This window comes from Mycobacterium sp. (assembly GCF_035506235.1).
Taxonomy (GTDB): domain Bacteria; phylum Actinomycetota; class Actinomycetes; order Mycobacteriales; family Mycobacteriaceae; genus Mycobacterium.
The window spans coordinates 1-2,066 of record NZ_DATJPU010000066.1; the positions used below are offsets into that span (position 1 = coordinate 1).

The following is a 2,066-nucleotide window of genomic DNA, read 5'->3' on the forward strand; positions in this document are numbered from 1 at the left end:
CCAGGCTTGGATCGACCCCCAGTCGTGGGCCAGCAGGTGGACCCGCCCGGCGCCGAGGCTGTCGATCACCGCGCCGATGTCGGACACCAGTTGCGCAAACGCATAACCGGAACGCCTTGCGGGGCAGGATGATTCGCCCGCGCCGCGGACGTCGTATGCCACGAAGTTGTAGCGGCCGGGGTAACCATCATCAAGCTCCTGTGCCACCCCGTCCCACAAATGGTGGTTGTCGGGCCAGCCGTGGATGGCGAGGATGGTCGGGCGCGCCGCGTCGATCTCGGCGTACCGGTGGACCGCCAGGGTGACGCCGTCGGAGGCGGTGACGCTCGATGTGGTTGCGGCCACAGGTCAGCGCGACGCGCGCGCGGCGGGCGAGACCGCCAGGTAGTCGACCGCAGGCCCGAGCCCGCCCGATTGGGACGGGTGGAAACCCGGCAGATAATAATTGCCGACCACCCGCACGAACCGCAGCGGGCCGGGCACCAGACCTCGCCGCGCCGCGTGCACGTAGTCCCGCCAGCGCGGCTTGCTTCCCGGCGGCAGGTACGGGTCCACCGAGTACAGGAATCGGACGCCGCGAATCCACAGCAGCAGAACGCCCGGCGTCACCACCAGTTGGGCGCGCGCCCGTCGCCAGTAGCCGGCCCGCAGATGCTTCATGGTGTCGAAGGCCACGGCCTTGTGTTCGACCTCTTCGGCGCCGTGCCAGCGCAGCATGTCCAGCATCGCCGGGTCGGTGCCGATGGCATCGTGGGCCGGCGAGTCGAGCACCCACTCCCCGAGGATGGCGGTGTAGTGCTCGATCGCCGAAACGAACGAAACCTGTTCCAGCAGCCAGGCGTGCTGCCGTCGCAGGCCCCACCGCGGCCTGGGCCCGAGCAGCTTCTCGAACAGCCACCTGATCTGGTCGGTGTACGGGGTCAGGTCGACGCCGGCGGCGGCGAAGTGGGCGAGCACTTTGGCGTGCGCCCGGGAATGCACGGCCTCCTGGCCGATGAATCCCTGGACGTCCAGGCGCAGCTGGTCGTCTTTGATCAACGGCAGCGCCCTCTTGAACGCGTCGACGAAGAACTCCTCGCCCGCGGGCAGCAGCAGGTGCAAGACGTTGAGGACGTGCGTGGTGAACGGCTCGCCGGGCACGTAGTGGAAGGGCAGCTTCGCCCAGTCGAACTCGACGTCACGCGCCTCGAGGACCAGCCGCTCGTGATCCGGCGCCGCCCCCACTTTCTTGTGCGGACCGGCTGCCTGGTCGTCGACGGTGAACATCGTGGGGCCCCTCCCCTCAGCGCGCGGCGGCGTGCCTGCGCAAGTCGTACTCTCGCAGATCCGTTTTGGCCAGCATCGCCCGGTGTTCGGCCGGCGTGAACGGCCACACCTCGGGCACCCCGTCCTTGTTCAGGTACCAGCTGTCGCAGCCGGTGGTCCATACGGTGTCCGGCATCGCGGCGCGCAGCTTCGCGTTGTAACTCTCGGTCGCCGATTGCGTCGGCTCGACGGTGTCGAATTCGCCGCGGCGCCAAACCTGGATCCAGCCCAGGATGTGCTCGGCCTGGTGCTCGGCCACCGCGGTGAGCGAGTGGTTGCCCACCGGGCTGTGCGGCCCCAGCATCATGAAGAAGTTGGGGAAACCGGGCATCGCCACGGTCCGGTAGGCCCGCGGCCCGTCGCGCCACACGTCGTCGGCGGCGATGCCGTCGCGGCCGGTCAGTCGCATCGGCCGGAAGAACGCGTGCGTGTCGAACCCCGTGCACAACACGATGGTGTCCACCTCGTGCAGCTCGCCGTCGTCGGTCACGATCCCGCGCGATTCCACGTGGTCGATGCCGGCGGTGACCAGCTCGACGTCGTCGCGCTGGATCGCGCGGTAGAACCCGCCCGACACCACCAACCGCTTGCACATCGGCTGGTAGGAGGGCGTCAGCGCGGCACGCAAGCCGGGGTCGCGCACCCGACGCAGGCTGGCCCGGCACAGCGCCCCCATCGCCCTTCGCCGCAGCCCCGGCTTGGTCAGCGCGACCGCGAAGGTGTCGAAGACGAGGCTGTACGCCCGGTACGCCAACCGATCA

Annotated in this window: 3 protein-coding genes; all 3 read right to left on the reverse strand. The window is 69.3% G+C overall.

Translation table 11 applies throughout. The features are described from left to right. A partial coding sequence (locus VMD50_RS06345) for an alpha/beta fold hydrolase (RefSeq protein ID WP_325425953.1) occupies positions 1-345 on the reverse strand: 345 nt, incomplete at its 3' end. Positions 346-348: 3 nt separating this feature from the next. Then, positions 349-1,266 (reverse strand): metal-dependent hydrolase, encoded by a 918-nt coding sequence (locus tag VMD50_RS06350; RefSeq protein ID WP_325425955.1) that lies wholly within the window; start codon positions 1,264-1,266, stop codon positions 349-351. Between the two features lie 16 nt (positions 1,267-1,282). Continuing rightward, a partial coding sequence (locus VMD50_RS06355) for a flavin-containing monooxygenase (protein WP_414686012.1) occupies positions 1,283-2,066 on the reverse strand: 784 nt, incomplete at its 5' end.

Bases quoted from the DNA above. Each gene is read 5' to 3' on its own strand.
- VMD50_RS06350 (WP_325425955.1), bottom strand. From the start codon at position 1,266: ATGTTCACCGTCGACGACCAGGCAGCCGGTCCGCACAAGAAAGTGGGG.